Genomic DNA, 23,388 nt, shown 5'->3' with positions numbered 1-23,388 from the left:
GTTGGTTGTTAAAAATTGGCACTCAGTTTAAAACCGTATGAGCGGGTTCCGGGCAGTGTCCAGTGACCAACGCCCTGGTAACGCAGACCAGAAAGGCTCATGGTTGTTTCGGGATCGAAGCCCATTTTAGCGGCAGTCCAGGTGTACAGGTTATAACCTACCGCCGATAACGACAGATTGCTGATGAACGGGATATGGCGTATGATCTTTTTATCGAATGTATAGGTTAATGAAACCTCTTTCAGCTTCACATAGGTAGCACTGAACGTATCGTTCTGGTAGTATTTCCAGTATTTGCTATCGTAAAAATCGCTCGCGGCAATAATGGTATTGTTTGCGCTGTATGAGCCATCGGCATTGGCCACATATCCCGGCATTATCATACCATCATTTCTTTTCACGCCGTCGCCGTCAGTCCAGGCTAAACCGCCATGGGCAGCATCACGACCGGGTAAAGTGGTTTCCAGGAAACCATCATCGATAAGGCTTTTAGTTACATACGAGTAATAGCTGCCGCCTTTACGCCAGTCAATAAGCACGTTCATGGTAACTGGCCCGTAAGTAAAACTATTGTTGATCCCTAAAATAAAATCAGGGTTGTAGTTACCTATCTTCTCAAAATCTGTTGATTGCTGCAACAAACCATTGCTATTTAATAACGGCTGACCGGCATAGGGCCCGCTCGGTACTTTTTTCCAGCTGCGGGTATAAAAATCACCCATTTGGGTACCTTCTTTAATGAGGTATTCAACGTTGCTGCCATCGGTACTGCCCAATAAATAATTGGTTATACCCGGAGTTAACGAAACAACTTTATTGCGGTTGCGGGTAAAGTTCAAATCGGTGCGCCAGGTAAATTTGCCTTTAAAAGGTACCGCGTTTATTGAAAATTCAATACCCGAGTTTTGGATATTACCGACATTGATCAGTTTTGTACTGGCACCGGAAGCAATGGTAGTTGGCACCTGGATGATCTGGTTTTTGTTATTGGTTTTATACCAGGTAAAACTTGCGCCCAGCCTATCATTAAAAAAGCTGATATCGGCACCTGTTTCGTATGAGGTTGCAATTTCAGGTTTTAGCTGGCTGTTTTTTTGATCATAAGATAATGATGCCCTTTTTACCGAACCCCAATCGGTATCAAATGGAACCACGTTATAAAGCTGGTAAGGGTCGGTATCTGAACCTACCTGCGAGATATTTCCGCGGAGCTTTAGATACGATAGCTTATCCCATTTAATACCCAACAGATCGGACGCGATAAGGCTTAATGATGCCGATGGATAAAAATAGGAATTATTGGCCTCGGGCAATGTACTGCTCCAGTCGTTACGGGCGGTTAAGTTCAGGAACGCCCATTGTTTGTAGCTGATCTCCCCTAAACCGTAGATACTGTTAATACGTTTTTGTGATGCTGATTCAGCGTAGATCATTGAGCCGGCAGCCGCGTTTGACAGATTGTAGATCCCCGGCAAAGTAAGTGTGCCAGTATAGTTTTGTACTGTACGAACTTTCTGATCCATCTGATTACCACCCGCCGAAATTGAATAATTCCAGTCGTGGCCAACTTTAGATTTATAGGTTAACAGGAAATCGCTGTTTTGCTCTTTAAAATAGTCGTTTTGGGTAAGATAAGCCCCTTTAGGGTTACGCTTGGCGCTGAATGGGCGCTTTTCGTTTAAATCGGTTGAATAGTAATCCAAACCGGTGCGCGCGGTAAGCGTTAAGTTAGGCAAGAGATCAACTGCTAATTGCACATGACCGGTTAAACGGTTACGGTTGAAGCCGTTCGTTTCTTCGTAGGCTATTAAAAATGGGTTGTCATCGCTTGATAACGGATTGTATTGTTTTATCCCTTCTTTGCCAGGAACCCAGTAATTGCGCAGGTCATTAATGTTGATATTCGGCGTAAGCTTATATACTTCAGACGTTACACTTTCGCTGTAAGCTGATGGGCGGTTATCACTCTGGTTATTGGTATAAGCAAGGTTGGTGCTTAACCTTATTGATTTAATAATGTTGTAGTTACCTGCAAAATTGAGGTTATTACGTTTAATATCAGTATTAGGAACGATGCCCTTATTTTGCATATTGGCATACGAGATCCTGAAATCACCGGCCTCACCCGATTTAGAAACCGCGATATTATTGGTAATGGTATGCCCGGTTTTAAAAAAATCCTTTACCCGGTTTGGGTATGATACCCAATCGGTGGCTATCTGCTTGCCATTGCCATCAAGAGGACTGTTCCACTGAACCAGTTTGGTACCTGTGTTTAAACGTTGCCCCCAGGCACTGGTGCTGATGGTATTATCGGAAACCGGCGAATCGCCAGAACCATATTCGTTTTGAAAATGCGGAAACAGGTAAGCTTTATCAAAAATGGTGGTTGAGTTAAAGCTGATACCCAAACCTTTTTTCTCAGCGCCAGATTTTGTTGTGATGAGGATAACGCCATACCCTGCCCTGCTGCCGTATAATGCAGCCGCGCTTGCCCCTTTTAATACCGTTACACTGGCTATGTCATCGGCACTCAAATCGCCTATGGGACTGCCGTAATCTATAGTTTGTTTACCGTCGATACCAGCGGTAGGGTTTTGAAGCGCAGGCGCTACCGGGATCCCATCAATCACATATAAAGGCTGATTATCTTTAGTTAATGATGATTGACCGCGAATGGTAACCATCACGCTCGAACCGGGATCAGAACCCGTAGACCGTACATTTACACCGGCAACCCTTGCCGACAATGAATTTAATACGTTAGGCTGCGGAACAGTGCTCACATCCTTAGCGCTTAATTGTGAACTGGCATAGCCCAATGAACGCTCGCGCTTCTTGATACCCAAAGCAGTAACCACAACCTCGTTAAGTGAATTAGGCTTGGCTTTCATCACCACCGTAACAGCCGCCGAACGGTCATCCCCTACCAAAACGTTTTTTACTACCTCTTTTTGAAAAGAGATAAACGTAACTTCAAGTGTGTACGATCCCGCAGACACAGGGATATTGAACAAACCATCTTTATCGGCAGTAGCAGATACACCGGCCTCTACCACACTTATGGTAGCACCAGGCAATGGTTCACCAGCTTCATCGGCTATCTTTCCAGAAATATGGCCTTTTCCGCCAGCGCTCTTGCCCGCATTTGCCAGGCTGAGGATGATATAATTATCGATGGCTTTGTATTTAACAGGCAAATCGGCAGTAAGCCACTTTAAAGCGTTGGCAACGGTTGTTTTCTTTTTTCTTACGGTGATTTTTTTCGCCATCAGGGAATTAACATCCTGATCGAACGTAAATTCAATACCCTGTTGGTCTTTAACCTGCTTTATAAACTGTTGCAGTGTTATCTGGCCGCTGTTAAATGTAATGGCGCGTTCGGTATTTTGCGCCTCTGCACGCGGCAAAACGGCGCACAGCATAAAAACAAGCATCAAAAATTGATACCTAAATATTTTTTTCATTATTTTAGTGTTGATTATCGCAGGGGTCAAAAACCTGCATTTTTGTTAATTGAATCTCCAAATTCAGTTGATATTCTGCGCCCTGCTCCAACAGGGCGCATACTTTTTTGTAAAGTTTCCTTTTGGGGTACCTCCTTGTTTAATGGGTTTAATCAATATGTATTTCGTTGTTAGTCAATTGGTAGGTAAATCCAGCCGTTTGAGATAAAATCACCATTACCTGCGATAGTGTTTTCTGTTTAAAAGCGGCTGTAACCTGCTTACCCGGATTGTTATTTTTACCAAAGTAGATATGCACACCATAATACCGCTCCAATACCGGCGCTATATCACGAATGCTTTCCTGGTGAAAAATGAGAATACCTTTTTGCCAGCCCAGCACATCATCAGGATTGATATGATCTGTTTGAATATTGTTATCGGCATTATAGCTAAGCCTATCGCCGGGCAGCAACATGTTGGCATGAGCTGAATTGGAAACATTTACACCTACTTTTCCGGTTGCTACGCTTACGGTAGTTTTCCGGTCACGCGCATAAGCCCTTACATTAAATGAAGTACCCAACACTTGAACGTGCAGTTTTTGGGTATGTACTATAAATGGGTGTTGCGCATCATGTACTACATTAAAAAAAGCCTCTCCCTCTAAATAAACTTCTCGTTTAGCCCCGTTAAATACATCTTTATAATGTAGTGTGCTCTGGCTGTTCAACGTAACTTCGGTACCATCTGTAAGAGTGATCTTTTTTTGTTGACCTGTTGATGAAGTTACGCTCAGCAAAGGTTGGTTTTCCGAAACAGGATTGTGGTCGCTAAAAAACAGATAACCGGCCGAAAGCATGATCAATATCGCGGCGGCTACGCCCAAGCTCCAACGCGGCAAAGTCAGCTTTTTAACCGGTTTAATGCTACGGTTTATACGGCTTAAAACTTCGTCTTGCCTAAAGTTTGGTATATCTGAAGTTTCGGTATCTTCATTTAAAGTTTCCTCCAGTAAAACAGCTTCCCACTCGGCGGCGTATTGTCCGGATGTGATGATCTGTTTTACCTGCTCCAGCTCCCGGGCGTTACAGCTATTGTTAGCGTACTTACGTAATAATAAAATTATTTCCTGGTCCATATTCCTGTCCTATCGGCGGCGTATTGTCCGGATGTGATGATCTGTTTTACCTGCTCCAGCTCCCGGGCGTTACAGCTATTGTTAGCGTACTTACGTAATAATAAAATTATTTCCTGGTCCATATTCCTGTCCTACATTGATAAAGACACCCAGGTTAGGCGGTATAACTATCGCCAAATAAAAAATATTTTTATTTTTTTAGAAGGAGGATAAAACCGGTCATAGCACCGATGGCGCCGGTAGCCAAGAGATGGTCTTTAATTGATTTAAGCGCTTTTACAATTTGATTGTTAACCGTGCTGTCGGCTAAATTGAGTTCGCGGGCAATTTGTTTGTGGCTCATGCCTTCGCCGCGGCCCTTTTCAAATATCAGTTTTCTTTGCGGGGGCAGGTTATCAATAGCTTGTTGTGTCTTGGCGAGGGTTTCGCGGTATTGAATAGTTTCTTCAGTATTCTGACTGAAGTCGGCGGCACTGTTCATCATCTCATCAATATAGCGACCTTCAACCGCTTCCCGCCTGATGAGGTTAAGTAAATGATTATGGGCGAGCTTATAGAGATAAGACTGAATGGAAACCCGGATATCCAACTCGGCCGCGTTGTTCCAAAGCTTAACAAAAATGTCGTGAACAGCATCTTCGGCCATATCGTTTGATTTTACAAAACGAATGGCGTAACGGTAAATTTTTTTGGAGTAAGTGTTATAGATGACGGTAAAAGCGCTTTGATCCTGATCTTTCAATCGTTCAAGGATTTCCTGCTCATTCAACATCATATTAACTTTACCTGCCATATACACCCACTATTGGATACGGGCAAAATTATTAATCCCTGTTTTGAGCCTGCGATAAGGAATCTTTAAGTTATTGTAAACAACCCAATAATCTAACGATGTTTACTATTAATCGGTGGAAAGTCGACTTTATTCGCCTTACGTATGGACTCATTCAAAAAGTCTTGCAATCAAAAATGATCCGCCGGCTCCCTTAACTGGGTGGAATTCGAACCAACTTTTAGAACAAATCCGGGTTTTAAATGAATTGGAGCGCTTTTAGTGAACCCTTACTGGGCAGTTTTCGAACCGCATATTTTACGGTTCAAAAACTGAAAGACACTCCAAGTGCGAGAAAAACGGACGCGTTCGAAGAATGGTCTAGTGAACTTTTCGATGCCTTAGTCAATTATTTATTACAGATCGGGACCTTCCCGGTTCTTGATAACATCAAACTAAATTTTCCACTATGAATTGTATCATTATTGACGATGAGCCGCTGGCCAGGGAAGATTGCTGATACAGCTGCGGGGCATACCGGTAGTCAACGTGGCCGGTAGCTTCAATAGCACGCGTAAAGCTGCTGCTTACATGTCGGATCATCTGGTCGACCTGATTTTTTTAGATATTCAGATGCCGGATATAAATGGATTGGATTTCGCCGTGACACTTCCGAAGAAGCGCTGGTCATATTTACCACGGCCTATTCTAAATATGCCCTGGACAGCTATCAGGTAGAGGCGATCTACTACCTCGTCAAGCCTATTAAAAAAGAGCAGTTAGACCGGGCTGTTAACAAAGCCTTGTTGTATCAGCAACTGCTAACCCGGTCAGGCACTGCGGAAAGCATATCGGTAGACTTCATACCAGTGAAGGCTGAACGCCGCTACCATAAGATTTTTTTTAATGACATATTGTACATAGAAGGTCTCAAGGATTATGTTATAATCCATACTGACGGCAGCGATTTCAGATAGTCATCATTTCGCCTCCTTTATTTTAAGTCAGGAAATATTTCAGTGCTGTTTCCTTACAAATTTAGTAAGAATAATGATCGTCTGCCCCTCTATCTTACCTTCTAACTGCCCGCTATTATCTTCTACAAGTTTTATATTCTTTACTACCGTACCCATTTTTGCATTGAGTGAACTGCCTTTCACATCAAGTGATTTAATAAGTACTACGCTATCTCCAGCCTGTAATACCTGTCCGTTACAATCTTTGTGCAGATCCACGCTACTATCGTCATCGTGATCACCGGTAGCTTTGGCCCAGGTCAGTTGTTCATCATTCAGATACATCATATCAAGGCTCTCTGCCGCCCAGCTTTCCTGCCGCAGACGATTGAGCATTCTCCAGCTCATTACCTGAACAACAGGAACCTCGCTCCACATACTGCTCGTGAGGCAACTCCAATGACTGTTGTCCAATACTTCCTTTTTTTCTGCCTGAGCGACGCACTTTCCACAGAGCAGAATACTATTAACGGCGTTACTGCTGTCTTGCGGCGGTACTTCGTATACAGAAAGATCTGTAGTAGACAGACATAGTTCGCATTGGTTATTGCTTCGCTCGTGTAATTGCTCCTCTAAATTCATCGTTGTGTTGCTGCTAAAAATGGGCGTAAAGGTAATTATTTTGTTTATAGCTATCGTTTAATCCTTGATTTTGGATTAGAACGGGCATTAAAAAAATAGCAAAAAGCGTAATAAATCACCATAATAATTTTCATCTTTAGTTTAATATGCAGTTGTTCAAAGAAGCAAGGGCCGGGATCAAGCGCAAAAGCGCCTATAAGACCATATCTGTTATTCCGTTTACAAAAAATAAGGGGGCGGTATTATCCCCCATACACCACTAATAAAGGAAACCCGGGTGCCCCGGGCAGATACTATTTGATATAAATGCCCGCCTTGCTGTGTGTGGCAAGGGCAAAAGTTTTCACCAATACCATCAAGCATACATTAGATGTTGATTCGATCGATACACGATACATATTATGTTAAGTAAAAACAAATCTCTGCGATTGGAAGAGCATTTTAAAACACTATAAATTAATGTCTCATATTTATACGGACACGGCTAACAGTCTTAATTCTGCTAAAAAGGGTTCGAAAAAGCTTTCCCTATGAGCTTCATTAATCTTACTTCACTCCAGCTATCCTTGCTTTCACTCCATTTTATTAGGCGGACTGTCGCGTGCTAAATATCTTTAGGGAATAAATCTGAATAACAACCATATGAAATTTAAAACCCTTGTCTTTTCCATTTGCAGCATCGCTTGCTTCACTGCAAATGCACAAATAAACCAGCGTTTTGACAATAGTAATTACAAAGCCATTTACTTTAAAGAAGCTTGCGACCTGATCGCTAAAAATCCGGATATCGTTTTGCTTGATGTACGATCGCCGGGCGAGTATGCGGATACCAGCAAGTATATTAGCTCCAATATAGGAAGGTTCAAAGGGGCCATCAATATCTCCATTGACTCCATTGATAATCATGCCAAGGACCTGGAGACCTATAGGGATAAAACAATACTGGTTTATTGTTCCCACAGCCAGCGTAGCCGTGTGGTGAGTAAAGCGCTGGCTGATAATGGGTTCACCAAAGTTTACAGTTTAAATGGCGGGATGACCGAAGTTGACAGGGCACCGGATGCTGATTTTCCTTGTAAAGCATCATTATTCACCACCGCGATGCCTTATAAATTAATGGGGCCGAAAGATGCTTTCACATTTGTTAAAGATAAAAACAATGTGGTGATCGATGTCAGGTCTGTGGCGGCATTTAACGGCACAGATAGCATGGACTATGCGAATGTTGGCCGGTTAAAAGGCGCTGTTAATGTGCCTTTAAGTAATTTTGACCAGGAAATATCAAAGCTTGAGCAATATAAAGAGCGCCCTGTTTTAGTATACGAGTTGCATACCGACGATGCGATGAAAGCCGCCTCGAAATTAATTAAAGTAGGGTTCCGGAACGTATCTGTACTTTTCGAAGGATATAATTCTTTTTTGACTAACACTATATCCACATCAGATTTGCGAAAGGAATTAATTATCGGCGCACCCGCCTATAAAATAATCGGTGTCAGGGAAACCGTGGACCTGGTGAACAAAACGCCCGGCTTAATAGTAGCAGACATCCGGCCGGCGATGGAGTTTAAAAATATGTCATCCAATAACTACTCAAATTTAGGGCACATTAAAAATGCTGTTAATTTTTCTGAAACGGGCCTGGAAACCTACCTCAGGGATAAACCCAAATCTACCCCTGTTCTGATTTACGGGGCCTTTACTGCAAGTATGAAAATGCGGGGAATGACCGGGGTAGATGTGAGCTCACTTTGTAAAAAACTAACATCAGAAGGCTATACTCACGTGTACCTGCTGTATAATGGCCTGTATTCGGTAGTATGGGCGTCCGGTAATGTTGAAAGCTGCCGTGATGCAAAGACTATTTTAACCGATCATCAAAACCTTTATTGACTATATTATGATGAGCGGGTCAACATTTTTAATTCTTATATTGATAGGCCTCGCAGCGGGTTTTCTTGGCGGTATGGTCGGCCTTGGCGGGGGCATTATCCTGATACCTGCGCTGATGCTTTTCCTGTCTATGGATCAGCGTATGGCGCAGGGAACAACTATTGCAATTATGCTGCCGCCGATCGGTTTTTTTGCTGCCTTTAATTATTACAAGGCTGGTTATGTAAACATCAAATATGCTTTAATTATCGCTATCGTATTTATGCTTGGCGGTTACCTTGGTTCAAAACTGGCATTAAACCTGCCAGTCCCGTTATTAAAAAAAATGTTTGCGGTATTGTTGGTAATTATCGCCGCTAAAATGATCTTTACTAAATAAATGCGCCCGGTATGATCAACAGGCTGCGCTATTATTAAAACTAAATTATGCATATCCCTTTTGGAACGGCAGTGGTGTTAAGTAATATTTTCATCTTCTCGAGCATCGGGATCTATTTATATTACCGGTCCGAAATCCTATTCAGCGGGTTTAATATCAGCAGCTTTAACCGACGCAGATTGGCGCTGTGCCTCATATTCCTGTGCTTTTACATGGCTATCATGTCGTTTTACCCGTGTTATAACGGGTTCGATACGTTTGGACAATTTTGTCTTGTTTCCTTCTTTCATTTATTAAGGTCGGCTTTTTTCGTTTTCCTGCCCGTATTGGTCATATCCTACATACAACGATGGCTCGAAAACAGGGGCTTGCCACTCTTTAAGCAGCATTTGATTATTGTAGCCTGTATATTTTTTTTCCTCACCTCTACCAATATCTGGATGGCTATGCTTATAGACCCCAGTCATCGCATCAATACCATTACCTATACCTTCCTGATGTCGCTGTTGTTTAGCGGGATCGTTTCAGCACTATACCTTAATATCACCTACGCTAATCTCGCCGAAAAACGACTTCGCTTTGAAAGGGAACTGGAGATATCAAAATTGAACGAGCAAAAAACGAAAGCGGAACTGGACGCGTTGCAGGCCAAAGTGAACCCCCATTTTTTATATAACACGCTTAATTCTATTGCCGAGTTATCCTTGCACCAGGGCGCAAAAGCCAGGCAGATGACGATAGCCCTCGCTGAATTGTTTAGGTATAGTTTGAATAAAAAGAACGAAACCATGATCGCTTTAGAGGACGAAGTTGAAATGGTTGAAAATTACCTGATGATAGAAAAGATCCGATTTGAAGATAAACTGGAAATATCGATTGAAATGCATGAAGCTGTAAAGCAGGTAAAGGTTCCCAAGTTTATCTTGCAGCCGCTTGTTGAGAATGCGGTGAAACATGGATTGAAAGCGCCTGATAAAAAAGGGCTCATCAAAATAACGATTACGGGTGAGGCGAATCATATTGATCTTATCATATTTGACAATGGCGAACCTTTCCCGGAAGATATACAAATTGGTTACGGCTTAAAAAGCGTGATGGATAAGCTGAGCTTATTTTATCCTGATAAACATGCCATCTATTTTGAGAACGAGCCAGTAAAGCAAGTAACCATTACTATAACCGACACTGTAAAAAATGCACAACTTGTTTAATGCCGTTATTGTCGACGATGAGGCCCCGGCAAGGCGGCTGCTTGCAGAGCTTTTAGGCGAACACAGACAAACGATCCATATTTTGGGAGAGACTGATAGTGGAAGGGCCGCGATTGAGCTGATCGATGAGCTAAGACCTGATGTTATCTTCCTGGATATTCAATTAACCGATATGCTAGGGTTTGATGTGCTGAAGGAATTAAACTACAAGCCTTTTGTTATTTTCACTACCGCTTATGATGAATATGCCATCAAAGCATTTGACGCACTCTCGGTAGATTACCTGCTGAAACCTTTAAAAGAAGACCGGATAGCACGTTCAATTAATAAGTTACAGCACTTTGCAGGCGGTAACGAGGTCAACCCGGTTTGGAATAATATCGAGTCGATGTTTAATGGGTTCAAGCCGCGAAAAGAGATCAAAACGCTTTCGGTAAAAAAAGGCACCAAATTCACACTGGTACAACTGTGCGATATCGTTTATTTCGAAGCCTATGATAAATACACCTACGTGCATACGCAGAACGGGCAAAAGCTTTTTTGCGATCACATGCTGGCTGTGCTGGAAGAAAAGCTATCTGCCGATTTCATCCGCGTGCAGAAATCCTATATTGTCAACAAGCAAAAAGTAGTCGAAATACATAAATACTCCAACAACCGCTACTCACTGGTTTTAAACAATCAGGATTTTACGCGCATTATTACCGGCCCCTCGTATTTCGGAATCGTCAAGGAGGCGTTTGGGATTTAAATTACAGTGTACTTCATAACGCAAACCTTCTCTTCGCCGACAATTTTTAGAGAAATTTTAAACATATTGCTTTTAATTGTAATTTTCCCTTCCTACCTTAAAAGCAATCTAAAATTAAAAAAGCATAATAGGCCCCTTGTGATATCAGTTTATTGGACACTTTAATGCGCATCTCAATATCTTATAGCTACAACTTCTATAAGCGGATTATTTCGGCCCCATTCGTCGGCATAAGACAGCACCCTTGCCGACCATGTTTTGAGCATATCGATATGCGGATCCCGGTAAAAGAGAATGGAACTTACCCTTTCATTCCAGAACTTAATAGATGGAAGCGTTTGCATACGAATGTTCTGCCAATGTTGGATCGTCCACCCGGTTTCAGTTAACAGGTTACGTAGCTCCGCTGAACTAATCATATATCTGGTATTGTCAAAAGCTTCGCCCGGCACTCCATTATCCTGGCAATTCATGCGAATAATCAGTTTTTTAGTAAAAAAAGAAAGTGTTTTTAAGAGTGACTTTTTATCTGTGATGCGACACAATGATTCCAGCATCAGCACGGCATCGAAATTGCCTGGCGGCAGCAAATGCTCGGCATTTCCCAGCCGTACATCGAAACCGAGTGCAGTTATATATTCGAATTGCTGCCTGCTTTTCGTTAGGCCAAGCACTTGTATATCAAGGTCGCGGCTAATCATTGACATTGGTCCGCCCCAGCCGCAGCCAATATCGTAAACGGAACCGCCGCGCGGCAAATGCGGGTAAAGCGTTTTCACGGCTTTAATCATTGCAGCCTCCATGTCCCCGTCATCAAAAGGCCCGGTCCCTTCAAACAAACCCATATGATAATGCATGCCGGGGCCTAATATTCGTTGCCAGGTATCAACATCATAGGAATCAACCGGGGAATAGCCCGCCGGTTCACTTTCTGGCAGGAGCAATTTGGCAAAAAAGCCTTCCGTTTGCCGAGCCGTACTAATAGCGCTATCAATTACAAGCTGTTGTAATGCTGTTTCATTTTGCGGCCAGGAATGCGGCACCGCTCCTGATATATAAAAAGTAACTTCCGGCGCCCCATCAATCGGTTTAAATGCAACATGGCGTAAAGGTATATCCGCTAAAAACTGCAAATCTGCTGATCGAATCTGTAAGGTATTAAAAACAGCTTTGATACCAGCCAGTTGCCCGGCAATCGGATGCCAGGATAAAGTAACGTTGGTTTGATCAATCAGTCCCGCAGTATTTCTTCGTAACCAGTATCCCGAAAGCTGTTTAAATAGTTGAATATCTGTAAGTGCATTAAACGCTTGAACAAGTTGGGATGGTATAGTGCCACTAATGGCGCTTGCCACTCCATCAGAGTGGAAATGAAAGTAGTACCTAGAACGCTCAATGCCGTCTACATTCCAGCGCAGGGCGTTATAAACAGCTTTGTAGCCCTTTTGCTTACAGCGTGTATGAAGATATAAGCGGAAAGATGGACAACGTAAACCTACAGAGAAACCCAGTCCCACCCGGTAAAGGTCATCACTGGTGTCAATGGCCGTTATAATTTCATCATCTGCATTTAATTCCCTTAGTATGTTTTTTACTATGCGGAATAACTATTAGCCTTGCCATATTGTTTAAATATCATCGTGTAAAATATATTTAACTAACTTACTATCAACAAATACAGTATATTTAGGATAATTATTGCAGTTACTTAACCCACCTCATTAATCACGGAAACCTAAACCGAATGCAAAAATTGCGGCAACGACGCGAGTGGCGACATGATTTATTTGTGCAAGGATGATAATTCGTATCCTGTCAGGAATGCGTTGAAGGGGGGCATAAATGGTAATGACAATTGCGTTTGCACTGTCTGTAACTCAACTTTTTTGATGATGCGTGATGCATAACAATTGTCCCATAGAATATCTTCCTAAGTCTTTAGAAACGTCCGGATAATTGTATCGTCTTCTATCTGATTTTATGCTATTAAACGTCCCAAAAGCTGAATATCCCCCAAAAAATGATTGTATAGTTGTATCATTAAGTGTACTGAAAGGTTTTTTGAAGATCTGGCGATTTTCGAAAACCCTTTTTTAATGCCCTACAATGACATTTTCAACGCTCCTTCCGGCCGCAAGTATTTTTTACGGACCATGGGTGTTCGGAAGATTTTTTAATTACCTCCTTGGGGATGGATGCTGCAGAGTTGTACAGTGTCAGGGAGGGGTTTATGCACCATTTCAATCAGATAATCCTATCGGTGCCCCCCTCCCTACACCCTCCCAAGGGCGGAATCACACAATCCCCAGCTTTTTTATTTCTTCCAAACACCTGCAGTGATAACACCGACCATAGGATAAATCATCATTTCTCTCCATGCTGTACGTTGTGCAGATTACAGAGGGAAGCAAGAACAGTATCAATCTGCACAGGTATTTGCGTTTCCCGGAGAGGAAATTTCGGCTATAAAACATTCCATTTACTATTTATTTACAAAATTTACAGTTTTATTTACAATCCTGATTCCTTAAGCCGGGAAACATCAAAGTAGATTTGCTGTATCAAATTTATAGGCGATGAAAAATGAAAAAATGAAAAAATTATTTGTATTTGTTCCGGCTATCCTCCTGGTATTATTTCTACTAAATTCTTTTGTGCTAAAAGAAAAAGAAGCTGGCGGGAAGACAACAGAAGGAGCTAAACCAGGTGTTTTGAATATTGTTTTCAGATCTACTGATGGCGGACAAACATGGCAGAACATTAGCGAAGGACTGCCTGGAAATTTGCAAAGAGAAGGTGTGTGGAGTCATGGTTTATTTGCAAATGACCATGGGCTCTATTTACGTACCGGAAATGGGGTTTATCACAGTGAACCAAATTCCACAACTGCTTTTTGGACAAAAGAGATTTTTCCTGGTCAACAGCGTGAGATTGCCCCTGGCAAGAATGGGATATTTGCATATAATTTCAGGGGGCAGTTTTTACAAAAAATAAACGGAAAGAGTGATTGGTCGCCCATGTACACGAATTTTCAGGAGCAAGCCGTACGCATAGACAAAACGATAGATTGGATGTACAAGAATTATAAAGAGAGGGAGGTACGCAGCGTTTTTGAAACTGCCGGAGGCACAGTTTTCATCGGCTCCAACAACATGCTTTTTAGATCCACTAACAGTGGAAAAACCTGGAAACAAGTACATGTTGGAGACGGTAGAATGACATTGACAGAGTCAAACGGTGTACTTCTGTCTACCAGCTATGAAGGAATATTAAGATCGACGGATGATGGTCAAAACTGGGATCGTGTCCTTAACGAAGGGGGGGCTGGCATCGCTGTGGAACGTATTGATGGAGGATTTGCTACTATAGTAAACAACACAATAACCCAAACAAACAGTATACACATTTCACTGGATGATGGAAAAACCTGGAATGCCATAGGCGAAGAACTTCAGCCTTCCTGGAGTAATTTATTAATGAAAAAAATAGGCTTAGTTCAATCTTCATCGGATATTTTATCTATCAAACAAGCGGGCAAATATTTAATATGTAGTCGCTCAGATGGTGCATTCCGATCGTCTGATATGGGCAAAACATGGGAAAAACTGTTACTTCCTTCTATAGAAAATAAGGGCTTCAGTTTATCTGTTTCAGGCAACGTGATTTATGCCATACCAAATAAAGGATGTTAAAAAATCAAAAAACCTTATAATAACTATTCATAAAAAAGGCCGTCGGTGGGATCAGTTTTAAATTCAATAAAAGTTTGAATCTTCTTCCCACCGCCTTCTTTGCAAATACCGACTTAAGCGATTAAACGTAATAAAACTTCCAAATCCTCAATAAAGTATTTGGAAATCAGCATCTTCGATATTACTTAAAAATAGAGCGATTAGGTAAATACACCAATCGCTTTTTTGTTGTCAAAAAATCCTAATCTAACATTGGATTATAGGTTCGGGCGACTCCACTGACTACCTAAATTATCCGTTTAATACTCCCGGAGTCACGAATTCCCCCTCTACGCGTTCAAAGCATACAATTTTAAACGGTTCATTTATTTCCTGCTGACCAAAAGCAGGTTTGCAGCTTAGCAGATATATTAAAAGGAGCAGGCTGATAATACTATTTTTCATTAAAGGTCAATTTCAACTGTGTTACTAAGTAAGTTCAAAAACACTTAAGTTTTTTTCGAGTGTGATAGCATCCCGATTTGGAGAAAGGGATAAGGTATGCCGAGCAAGACATCAGCAAAAAGTATAGATCAGCGCCCATTGATTACAATTGTAACAAAATTATAATCCAAAAAAATAGCGAAAAATTACGCAATCGGTTGTGTGTGCCATAACAAACGTTTGCGTAATTTTTAAGGTCATGGGGCATGCAACCACAAGCCATCTTTCCATTAAATTTTAGTTAGTTTCGGACATATTAACGGAAAAAATCGACCCATTTTTATGCGAAAACTAACCTGCCTGCTTGTTTTGTTACTGCCATTAAAGCTTTTTGCCCAACAGTTTGATCCTGTAAAAGGATTGGTTAAAAGGCGTGCCCCCTGGTTAAGCGAACATGTTATTTTCAAGTCATTAAAAGGTACCGGCCCCGAGATAGTTGAGCTGCAAACCGTAAAAAACAAACTGGTTATCACAGCCTCCGGCGCTAATGCTGCTGCCGTTGGTGTTAACTGGTATTTGAAACACTATTGCCACCGTTCTATGTCGCACATGGGCGACAACCTGACACCTGTATTCCCTATTCCAGTTGTTAGCAAAAAGACGACTGTACAGGCCGCGGCTAAGTATCGATACGCATTAAATTATTGTACTTACAATTATACAATGAGCTTTTACAGTTGGCCGGACTGGGAACGGGAGCTGGATTGGATGGCATTGAATGGAGTAAATACCATGCTTACCGTTGAAGGCATGGAAGCAGTGTGGCAAAACACGCTGAGGAAGATAGGCTACAGCGAAAAAGAAATTAACGATTTTATAGTTGGCCCGGCCTATACTGCCTGGTGGCTGATGGGTAATATCGAAGGCTGGGGAGGCCCTATGCCTCAAAGTCAGATCGACAACCGGAAACTGCTTCAACAAAAAATGATGAAGCGGATGCATGAATTGGGCATAGAACCGGTATTGCAGGGCTTTTATGGTATGGTGCCAAGCTCATTAAAAAGCAAGAGCAAAGCGCATATCATTGATCAATTAACCTGGGGGGCTTTTAAAAGGCCCGATATACTTGATCCTACCGACCCTGAATTTGCCCGCATAGCAGGCATATATTACAGCGAAATGCATGCATTATATGGTAAAAATATTCACTTTTTTGCAGGCGATCCTTTTCATGAAGGAGGCAAAACAGAAGGTGTTGACTTGAAGAAGGCAGGAGCTGCCATACAGGCATCCATGCAAGAATATTACCCGGGTTCAACATGGGTGTTGCAGGGCTGGCAGGATAACCCCAAACAGGGCATGCTTGATGGCCTCGATAAATCAAAAGTATTAGTGCAGGAGCTTTTTGGTGAATTTACAAATAACTGGGAAAAGCGTAAAGCTTATGATGGCACTCCATTTATATGGTGCAGTGTTAACAATTTTGGCGAACGTCCCGGTGTTTATGGAAAATTACAGCGCTTTGCTGACGAAATAGACAGAGCCCGAAAAAGTAATTACAGCAATTATCTTAAAGGCGTAGGCATAATGCCCGAAGGCATTAATAACAATCCACCGGATTATGATTTGATGCTTGAATTAGGCTGGCGCAAAGACCATGTAGATACCCGTAACTGGATCAATGATTATGCAAAATATCGCTACGGTAAGAGTAATGACCATGCCAATAATGCCTGGCAAGGATTTTTACAAACAATTTATCAAAGCCTTCCGGGCTACCAGGAAGGTGCAGGCGAATCTATCTTTTGCGCCAGGCCGGCACTCAAAGTTAAATCAATTTCCAGCTGGGGTACGCTTACCCGTAATTATGATACCGTTAAGTTTGAAAATGCCGTAAGAGAATTTGCCAAAGCCTCCCCTGCGCTCATTAATTCAGCAACTTATAAAATAGACCTTATCAATATGGTTAGGCAGTTACTGGCCAATAAAGGAACCCTTGTTTTTAATGATCTGGTAACAGCATATAACAATAAGGACCTGCAGGCCTTCAACAAGGCGAGCGGAAAGTTTTTGAATATGATCAAATTAACTGATGATCTTTTGAACACCGATCATTACTTCAGGCTTAATACCTATCTTAAACAATCAATAGATAACGGCAATACAGCAGAGGAAAAGGCAAACAATTTAAAAAACATGTTAATGCAGATCACCTATTGGGGCGAAAACGTACGCACTGAAGATAACCTGCATGAGTATGCCTACAAAGAATGGGCCGGCCTTATGGATGGTTATTACCTGCCCCGCTGGGAGATTTATTTTGATTACCTGCGCGGTAGCCTACAGGGCAAAAGCCTTCAGGAGCCCGATTACTTTTCATGGGAGCGTAAATGGGTGGATGAAAATCAAAAGCTATATCCTGAAAAACCTCAAAGGCCCATACAGGAAGTAGTTAATGAAATTTTATCGCTATAAAAACGGCTTATCCGCAAAACAGTCCTTTTATTTAAAACTAACGGCCCTCTATCTATCCGATGAAAAAAAACGCTTTAGCTATTTTATTGATCCTTATTGCATTTTCTCCATTATATGCCCAAAAGAGAATAGGAATAGAAACGCCCGAACAAAAGGCCAAACGTATATCCTGGTGGACAAACGACCGTTTTGGCATGTTTATTCATTGGGGGCTTTATTCGCAGGCTGCAAGGCATGAGTGGGTAAAACGGTGGGAGCGCATGACAGATGCACAATACCAACCTTATTTTGACGAGTTTAATCCCGATTTATTTAACCCTAAAGAATGGGCAAAGAAGGCCAAGGCAGCCGGAATGAAATATGCCGTGCTTACTACCAAACATCACGAAGGGTTTTGTTTGTTTGATTCAAAATACACCGACTATAAGGCCACAAATACCGCAGCAAAAAGAGACCTCGTAAGAGAATTTGTAGATGCTTTTAGGGCCGAGGGTATAAAAATAGGTTTCTATTACTCGTTACTGGACTGGCATCATCCGGATTTTACGGTTGATGTTTTACACCCTTTACAACCCGCAAGCGAAAAGGACGAAGATTACGACAAGCTCAATAAAGGCCGTGATATGGCCAGGTACCGTACCTACATGCATAACCAAATTAAAGAACTGCTTACCAATTACGGCAAAATTGATATGCTCTGGCTCGATTTTTCATACCCTGATAACGGTAAACACGGCAAAGGGGCCAAAGACTGGGGATCTGTTGAACTGGTTAAAGAAATAAGAAAACTACAACCCAACATTATCATTGATAACCGCCTTGATTTAAACGAATACCAGGACGGTTGGGATTACCTGACACCCGAACAGGTAAACTTAAGTGAATGGGTAAAGAAAAACGATTATAAAACGTATTGGGAAACCTGCCAAACATTTTCTGGCTCCTGGGGATATTTCCGCGATGAGAACAGCTGGAAAAGCACCAAACAATTAATTACAATGCTCATAGAGTCCGTAAGCAAACGTGGTAACCTGTTATTGAATGTGGGCCCCACTGCCCGCGGTTTATTTGATAAACGGGCCAATGAAAGATTGGACGGAATAGCAGCCTGGATGAAATACAACAGCCGGTCGGTTTATGGATGTACCGAAGCTCCGGCAACGTTCAAAGCCCCGGATCACACCATGCTTACCTATAATGCGGCCACCAAACGACTGTATGTTCATTTGTTAGAGTATCCGGGCAAAACAATTACTTTACCCGGTTATAAGAATAAGGTAAAATACATTCAGTTTTTGCACGATGCATCAGAGATACAGACAAGCAGCAAAACAACAGAGCAGGGAAACGACCTTGTATTAAACCTTCCGGAAAGTAAACCCGATAGCGAGATCCCGGTAATTGAACTGGTATTAAACTAAATCTACTCATCATCAATAGTTTATATTCATCATGATTCAGAAACTCCTGTTTGGCCTTTGCTTTTTGTTATGCAGCCAGATAGTGCTCGCGCAAAACGAGCACGAAATGTCAAATACATACCAGGTACCTAAAGACTCCCTGGTACGGCAAAAACTTGCCCAATGGCAAGACCAAAAATTTGGATTGTTTATGCACTGGGGCACCTACAGCCAGTGGGGAGTTGCAGAAAGCTGGACAATTTGCCCTGATGACTGGGTTACACGAACCGGCCCTTATAGTGATGATTATTTTACCTACAAAAAGGCATACGAAAACTTACAAACTACTTTTAACCCTGTAAACTTTAACCCCGAAAAATGGGTCAGGGCAGCCAAAGCCGCAGGCATGAATTATGTGGTATTTACAACCAAACATCATGATGGCTTTAGCATGTTTGATACCAAACAAACCGATTATAAAATTACAGACCCTAAGACGCCTTTTTCAAAAAATCCGCGAAGCAATGTAACTAAAGAAATATTTAACGCCTTTCGTAAAGACAACTTCATGATCGGGGCATATTTTTCCAAGCCCGACTGGCATAATCAAAACTATTGGTGGCCTTACTATCCCCCAAAAGACCACAACGTTAATTACGATCCGCAACGCTACCCCGAACGCTGGCAAAAATTTAAAGATTTTACCTATAACCAGATTGAAGAATTGATGACCGGTTATGGTAAGGTGGATATTTTATGGCTTGATGGTGGTTGGGTAAGACCGTCTCATGAAAAAGGTGATGATCCGCAGCACTATAACCAGGATCTTGATATGGCTAAAATAGCGAAAATGAGCCGCAGTCATCAACCCGGCCTTATCATGGTAGACCGCACGGTTGCCGGTGAATTTGAAAATTATACCACGCCAGAACAGGAGGTGCCGGATACCCCCCTATCCTACCCCTGGGAAACCTGTATGACCATTGGTAAATATTGGAGCTATGTACCTGATGATGAATTTAAACCCAGCCGTCAGCTGGTACAAACGCTCATAAAAATAGTATCACGGGGAGGTAACCTGCTGCTTAATATTGCCCCGGGCCCTGATGGTGACTGGAACCCTGTTGCCTATCAACGATTACAGGATGTTGCCGACTGGATAAAAATTAATGGCAAGGGTATTTATGGCTCGGAACCGGTGGCCCCTTACTCGGCGGGTAATATCTATTTCACTAAATCGAAAACTGAAAAAAAGTTATATGCTTTTTGGCTGTCTGAAAAGGATATTGTAAGCCTTCCGGCCAATGTAACCATCCCGGTAAATAATATCAAACAAATTAAAAAGATAACTTTGCTGGGCAGCGTCCAAAAACTAAAATGGAATTACAAAAGCGGACTGTTAAACATTCAAATACCGGAAGCTTTACAAAAAAGCACCACTTTAAAGTATAGTGGCGCTTTTGTATTGGAATACTAAAGGGCTACGCCTATGCCACGAAATTTACCTTGTGAGATACCATACTGGAATCAAATACAGCCCGATGAAAAACGGGAGCTGATGGCGTTTCTTCAATGCGATAGTCAATTAGTTTGAAAAGTATTTCGGCTGCTTTTACTCCTTGTTCTTTAGGGAACTGTTCAATGGAAGCAAGTGGCGAATTATCCATAAAACTCCAGATAGGTGAATTTGCAAAACTGATAAAGCTTATGTCGCGATTAACAACCAGATTGCTATTTTTAACCACCGCAATTGCATCGCGTGCTACATAATCATTAAAAGTGATGATGGCCGTAGGTCTTTGCTCTAAAGATAAAAGTCTCTTCATGGCATAGTAATTTTGTGCCGGTGACAGATCTGACGAAACAACAAACTCGTTATTTATATCTATTTGGTGTTTATGGAGCCCTTTTTTATAACCATCCAGGCGCTCTTTACTTGCAAGCAATTGCGATGGGCCATTAATTAACCCGATACGACGATGTCCCTTTTCTACTAAGCTATCAATGGCCTGTAACATTCCCGACTGCAGATTACAAGCAGAGTAATGGATATCCTCCATGCCAGGAATACGATCAAAAAACACAACCGGGATATTATATTTTTTTAATTGTTCAAACACGCCATAATCGGTGGTGTTTTTGCTTATGGATATGATAATGCCATCTAAGCGTTGGTTTTTCATGGCTTCCAAAATGCGCTTTTCCTTTGCGGGATCTTCTGATGACTGCCCGATAAAAACGTTATAATTACGTTTGCTAACGCTATTTTCTATCCCGCTAAGGGCAGCAGAAAAAAAAGCATCGGAAAAATCCGGAAGAATAACACCTATAGTAAATGTTTTACGTTGCTTAAAAGATATGGCGGTTTGATTTGGCACATAATTTAATTCGTTTGCTACCTTATTAACCCGCATAGTAGTTACAAGGCCAATGCTGGGATGGCCATGAAGCGCGCGCGACACAGTAGACGTACTTACCTTCAAGCGTTTAGCTATCTCTTTAATTGTGGGAATCTTCTCCATTTTTAATTGGGATTAAAACAATGAGTATATCTATTTAGTCCAAAACATCTGAGCATTTAACAAGTGAAGGATTATCATCCTTGCGGATTTTTAAATTTAAACCCAGTGGGGCAAAGCCATAATCCGTTTACAGCGTAATTACTTGATCATTGATAAGCACCTTTACTTATTTGCTTATTAACAATACGTTGTTTATTATCAAAATCAGTATCGCCGTTAACCGCTTCAGATATCACCTGACCGCTATTCCTTGCTATAGAGGATGACTGAAGGTGAAAATCGGGGCTGGATGTATTTATAAATAAGGGTGCTACTCCATTTGTTGAATTAGCGTCCCCGTTCATAGCGGCCATCCATGCACTATAGCCGGTATATGAAACGCCGTTCCATGTCCATTGCGCGGCACCTGTTGTATAATACAGATTGTAGTCAATGATATTGCCCGATCCGCTGTTGGTATACTTGTGAATAAATAGATCAGCAGCCCCGCCGTAAATGATATTATTTTTAATAACATTATTAGTGCAATCTTCTCTGATGCTTATCTCTCCTTCTATCTCGCCAAAAGCGCCCAATGCCTGGTTATTGTTATATAAAGTGTTATTTACAATGGCCGAGTTACTTGTGCCGGCACCTGTATAATTTAAGTACCCACCCATGTAAATACCAGCGCACCAACAGTTATATACCAGGTTGTTCCTTATGGTAACATGATCCGTGGGAAATCCATTTGTCTCGCTCACTGCACCAATCCCCCTGTCTGTAACAGACACCCTGTTTTTCTCTACTATCACATTTCTGCCACCATCCACATAAATACCTATAGCCCCATGCCCGCCAAGCGGCCCCCTTTTACTTTCAATATTATAAAGGGTATTGCCGCTGATAACACCGTTACGGGCATAGTTTAGTGCGGGATCACTATTGGCCGCATAGCCGCCGGCTGCATCAATGCCGATATTTTGAGCGTTATAGATGGTATTGTTGGTAACGGTAAAACCATCAACGTAGCCGTTGATAGTTAAATTTTCGCCATAACCGGTTTTACAATCGTGAATGGTATTCCCTGTAACAGTAATATTAGTTACCGGATCAGAAGTGTTTCCGATAACTAAAATGGCATTACCGCCCCCGTTAAGCGGCAGCTGAGTATAATCAATACCATATATGGTGTTGTTTTTTACGGTAATATAATCAGAACCGCCTTTAACCATAATGGCTTTGGGATCGCCTGTAGCGGTTTTGAGGTTGCGTATTTCGAAGCCATCTACAACAATGAACTTTGCCTTATCAATGGTTATCAGGGCTTCCCTCCCGTTAACGCTAAAAGCACTCCCGTCAATTACCGGAGTTTCGCCATGGTATGCTTTTAAGGTAATATATTTATCCATTACCCCCGATTTGGGAAATACAACCTTTTCGCTATATACCCCGCCCCTTACCATTACGGTATCGCCTGGAATGGTGTGGGAGAGCGCATTATTAATAGTTTGAAAAGGCGCATCAATTGTTCCTTTATTTGACTCCTGCCCGTTGGCAGCTACATAATAAACATGAGTATTTCCGGTAGTGGTAACATTACCGCCCGCATCGTTTTTTTTGCTGCAGCCAAATGCCTGTACAGCAAAACCAAGCATTAAAAAAACGTTGACATTACATTTCATAAGCATACTTTTTTAATTAAA

18 protein-coding genes are annotated in these 23,388 nt (G+C 41.8%); 9 read left to right on the top strand and 9 right to left on the bottom strand.

What is annotated here, in order from left to right:
• Positions 1 to 8: 8 nt before the first annotated feature.
• From AC1DUD_RS17500 to AC1DUD_RS17480, 5 genes are all read right to left on the bottom strand, one after another.
• The gene (locus tag AC1DUD_RS17500; RefSeq protein ID WP_477376626.1) at positions 9 to 3,467 is read right to left on the bottom strand and encodes a SusC/RagA family TonB-linked outer membrane protein; all 3,459 of its coding nucleotides are present in this window, start codon (positions 3,465 to 3,467) and stop codon (positions 9 to 11) included.
• 148 nt (positions 3,468 to 3,615) lie between these two features.
• On the bottom strand, positions 3,616 to 4,587 hold the full coding sequence (locus tag AC1DUD_RS17495) for a FecR family protein (protein WP_477376624.1): 972 nt from the start codon (positions 4,585 to 4,587) through the stop codon (positions 3,616 to 3,618).
• Entirely contained in the window at positions 4,572 to 4,709 is a 138-nt protein-coding gene (locus AC1DUD_RS17490) for a hypothetical protein (RefSeq protein WP_477376622.1), read from the bottom strand. Before AC1DUD_RS17490 ends, AC1DUD_RS17495 begins: the two co-directional genes overlap by 16 nt.
• Before the next feature lie 68 nt (positions 4,710 to 4,777).
• Complete coding sequence (locus AC1DUD_RS17485; protein WP_477376620.1) at positions 4,778 to 5,380, bottom strand: RNA polymerase sigma factor; 603 nt, start codon at positions 5,378 to 5,380, stop codon at positions 4,778 to 4,780.
• A gap of 429 nt (positions 5,381 to 5,809) precedes the next feature.
• Entirely contained in the window at positions 5,810 to 5,962 is a 153-nt protein-coding gene (locus AC1DUD_RS17480) for a hypothetical protein (RefSeq protein ID WP_477376771.1), read from the bottom strand.
• Between AC1DUD_RS17480 and AC1DUD_RS17475 the strand changes: the two genes are divergently transcribed.
• Complete coding sequence (locus tag AC1DUD_RS17475; protein WP_477376618.1) at positions 5,951 to 6,097, top strand: hypothetical protein; 147 nt, start codon at positions 5,951 to 5,953, stop codon at positions 6,095 to 6,097. The genes AC1DUD_RS17480 and AC1DUD_RS17475 overlap by 12 nt on opposite strands.
• A gap of 278 nt (positions 6,098 to 6,375) precedes the next feature.
• Here AC1DUD_RS17475 and AC1DUD_RS17470 read toward each other — a convergent pair whose 3' ends face one another.
• Entirely contained in the window at positions 6,376 to 6,753 is a 378-nt protein-coding gene (locus tag AC1DUD_RS17470; protein WP_477376616.1) for an alkylphosphonate utilization protein, read from the bottom strand.
• A gap of 846 nt (positions 6,754 to 7,599) precedes the next feature.
• On the opposite strand from AC1DUD_RS17470, the gene AC1DUD_RS17465 reads away from it, so the two are divergent.
• From AC1DUD_RS17465 to AC1DUD_RS17450, 4 genes are read left to right on the top strand one after another with little or no spacing between them, the layout of a single operon-like run.
• Complete coding sequence (locus AC1DUD_RS17465) at positions 7,600 to 8,850, top strand: rhodanese-like domain-containing protein (protein ID WP_477376614.1); 1,251 nt, start codon at positions 7,600 to 7,602, stop codon at positions 8,848 to 8,850.
• Between the two features lie 7 nt (positions 8,851 to 8,857).
• Complete coding sequence (locus AC1DUD_RS17460) at positions 8,858 to 9,229, top strand: TSUP family transporter (protein WP_477376612.1); 372 nt, start codon at positions 8,858 to 8,860, stop codon at positions 9,227 to 9,229.
• Positions 9,230 to 9,276: 47 nt separating this feature from the next.
• The gene (locus tag AC1DUD_RS17455) at positions 9,277 to 10,440 is read left to right on the top strand and encodes a sensor histidine kinase (RefSeq protein ID WP_477376610.1); all 1,164 of its coding nucleotides are present in this window, start codon (positions 9,277 to 9,279) and stop codon (positions 10,438 to 10,440) included.
• On the top strand, positions 10,424 to 11,191 hold the full coding sequence (locus tag AC1DUD_RS17450) for a LytR/AlgR family response regulator transcription factor (RefSeq protein ID WP_477376608.1): 768 nt from the start codon (positions 10,424 to 10,426) through the stop codon (positions 11,189 to 11,191). Before AC1DUD_RS17455 ends, AC1DUD_RS17450 begins: the two co-directional genes overlap by 17 nt.
• 173 nt (positions 11,192 to 11,364) lie before the next feature.
• On the opposite strand, the gene AC1DUD_RS17445 is transcribed toward AC1DUD_RS17450, so the two are convergent.
• A complete protein-coding gene (locus AC1DUD_RS17445; protein ID WP_477376606.1) occupies positions 11,365 to 12,708 on the bottom strand; it encodes an SAM-dependent methyltransferase in 1,344 nt (447 codons plus the stop codon).
• A 1,059-nt stretch (positions 12,709 to 13,767) separates the two neighbouring features.
• Between AC1DUD_RS17445 and AC1DUD_RS17440 the strand changes: the two genes are divergently transcribed.
• The 4 genes from AC1DUD_RS17440 (at position 13,768) to AC1DUD_RS17425 (ending at position 20,658) form a co-directional block, all read left to right on the top strand.
• Positions 13,768 to 14,883 (top strand): WD40/YVTN/BNR-like repeat-containing protein, encoded by a 1,116-nt coding sequence (locus AC1DUD_RS17440; RefSeq protein WP_477376604.1) that lies wholly within the window; start codon positions 13,768 to 13,770, stop codon positions 14,881 to 14,883.
• 765 nt (positions 14,884 to 15,648) lie between these two features.
• Positions 15,649 to 17,781 (top strand): alpha-N-acetylglucosaminidase, encoded by a 2,133-nt coding sequence (locus AC1DUD_RS17435; RefSeq protein ID WP_477376602.1) that lies wholly within the window; start codon positions 15,649 to 15,651, stop codon positions 17,779 to 17,781.
• A gap of 59 nt (positions 17,782 to 17,840) precedes the next feature.
• On the top strand, positions 17,841 to 19,202 hold the full coding sequence (locus tag AC1DUD_RS17430) for an alpha-L-fucosidase (RefSeq protein WP_477376600.1): 1,362 nt from the start codon (positions 17,841 to 17,843) through the stop codon (positions 19,200 to 19,202).
• A 31-nt stretch (positions 19,203 to 19,233) separates the two neighbouring features.
• Positions 19,234 to 20,658: an alpha-L-fucosidase gene (locus AC1DUD_RS17425; protein ID WP_477376598.1), complete on the top strand. Its 1,425-nt coding sequence runs from the start codon at positions 19,234 to 19,236 to the stop codon at positions 20,656 to 20,658.
• A gap of 10 nt (positions 20,659 to 20,668) precedes the next feature.
• On the opposite strand, the gene AC1DUD_RS17420 is transcribed toward AC1DUD_RS17425, so the two are convergent.
• Positions 20,669 to 21,703: a LacI family DNA-binding transcriptional regulator gene (locus tag AC1DUD_RS17420; protein ID WP_477376596.1), complete on the bottom strand. Its 1,035-nt coding sequence runs from the start codon at positions 21,701 to 21,703 to the stop codon at positions 20,669 to 20,671.
• A 146-nt stretch (positions 21,704 to 21,849) separates the two neighbouring features.
• Complete coding sequence (locus AC1DUD_RS17415) at positions 21,850 to 23,367, bottom strand: right-handed parallel beta-helix repeat-containing protein (RefSeq protein WP_477376594.1); 1,518 nt, start codon at positions 23,365 to 23,367, stop codon at positions 21,850 to 21,852.
• Positions 23,368 to 23,388 lie beyond the last annotated feature (21 nt).

The sequence above is a fragment of the Mucilaginibacter sp. P4_A11 genome (assembly GCF_056402535.1).
The sequence above is the reverse complement of the archived record's forward strand: the minus strand, read 5'-3'. Positions and strand labels throughout refer to the sequence as shown.

Bases quoted from the DNA above. Each gene is read 5' to 3' on its own strand.
- AC1DUD_RS17485 (WP_477376620.1), bottom strand. From the start codon at position 5,380: ATGGCAGGTAAAGTTAATATGATGTTGAATGAGCAGGAAATCCTTGAA.
- AC1DUD_RS17460 (WP_477376612.1), top strand. From the start codon at position 8,858: ATGATGAGCGGGTCAACATTTTTAATTCTTATATTGATAGGCCTCGCA.
- AC1DUD_RS17425 (WP_477376598.1), top strand. From the start codon at position 19,234: ATGATTCAGAAACTCCTGTTTGGCCTTTGCTTTTTGTTATGCAGCCAG.
- AC1DUD_RS17475 (WP_477376618.1), top strand. From the start codon at position 5,951: ATGTCGGATCATCTGGTCGACCTGATTTTTTTAGATATTCAGATGCCG.
- AC1DUD_RS17430 (WP_477376600.1), top strand. From the start codon at position 17,841: ATGAAAAAAAACGCTTTAGCTATTTTATTGATCCTTATTGCATTTTCT.
- AC1DUD_RS17495 (WP_477376624.1), bottom strand. From the start codon at position 4,587: ATGGACCAGGAAATAATTTTATTATTACGTAAGTACGCTAACAATAGC.
- AC1DUD_RS17450 (WP_477376608.1), top strand. From the start codon at position 10,424: ATGCACAACTTGTTTAATGCCGTTATTGTCGACGATGAGGCCCCGGCA.
- AC1DUD_RS17470 (WP_477376616.1), bottom strand. From the start codon at position 6,753: ATGTGGAGCGAGGTTCCTGTTGTTCAGGTAATGAGCTGGAGAATGCTC.
- AC1DUD_RS17420 (WP_477376596.1), bottom strand. From the start codon at position 21,703: ATGGAGAAGATTCCCACAATTAAAGAGATAGCTAAACGCTTGAAGGTA.
- AC1DUD_RS17415 (WP_477376594.1), bottom strand. From the start codon at position 23,367: ATGAAATGTAATGTCAACGTTTTTTTAATGCTTGGTTTTGCTGTACAG.
- AC1DUD_RS17440 (WP_477376604.1), top strand. From the start codon at position 13,768: ATGAAAAATGAAAAAATGAAAAAATTATTTGTATTTGTTCCGGCTATC.
- AC1DUD_RS17465 (WP_477376614.1), top strand. From the start codon at position 7,600: ATGAAATTTAAAACCCTTGTCTTTTCCATTTGCAGCATCGCTTGCTTC.
- AC1DUD_RS17500 (WP_477376626.1), bottom strand. From the start codon at position 3,467: ATGAAAAAAATATTTAGGTATCAATTTTTGATGCTTGTTTTTATGCTG.
- AC1DUD_RS17455 (WP_477376610.1), top strand. From the start codon at position 9,277: ATGCATATCCCTTTTGGAACGGCAGTGGTGTTAAGTAATATTTTCATC.
- AC1DUD_RS17480 (WP_477376771.1), bottom strand. From the start codon at position 5,962: ATGATCCGACATGTAAGCAGCAGCTTTACGCGTGCTATTGAAGCTACC.
- AC1DUD_RS17490 (WP_477376622.1), bottom strand. From the start codon at position 4,709: ATGGACCAGGAAATAATTTTATTATTACGTAAGTACGCTAACAATAGC.
- AC1DUD_RS17435 (WP_477376602.1), top strand. From the start codon at position 15,649: ATGCGAAAACTAACCTGCCTGCTTGTTTTGTTACTGCCATTAAAGCTT.